The 382-nt window shown below is 60.7% G+C and carries 1 protein-coding gene; it reads left to right on the forward strand.

Annotated features, from left to right (window positions below):
• On the forward strand, nt 1–382 hold a 382-nt coding region (locus tag KPG66_RS17450), incomplete at both ends, for an AMP-binding protein (RefSeq protein ID WP_237071690.1).

Raw genomic sequence — 382 nt, forward strand, 5'->3', positions numbered from 1 at the left:
CGGCTCGCGCATATTCTCATGGATGCGGCGCCGGATATTGTGTTGGCCGATGCAGCGGGCCGGGCGGCGCTGGGTGGGGCGGCCTTGACCGATCGCACGGTGCTGGATCCGAATCGGCTGCCGGCGCAGGCGGAGACGAACCCGGTGGTGCCGGATCTGACATCCTGCCATCTGGCGTATGTGATCTATACGTCAGGTTCCACCGGTGTGCCCAAAGGGGTGATGGTTCATCATCAAGGCGTGGTTCGGTTGGTGCGAAATACAGATTACATAAAGGTTGAGCCGGGAGCCGTCTTCGCACTCGCATCGAACCTGGCATTCGACGCGACGACTTTCGAGATCTGGACACCGCTGTTGAATGGGGCACGCATCGAGGTTATCG

Source organism: Mycetohabitans sp. B2 (assembly GCF_021733735.1).
In the GTDB taxonomy this organism is placed as follows: domain Bacteria; phylum Pseudomonadota; class Gammaproteobacteria; order Burkholderiales; family Burkholderiaceae; genus Mycetohabitans; species Mycetohabitans rhizoxinica.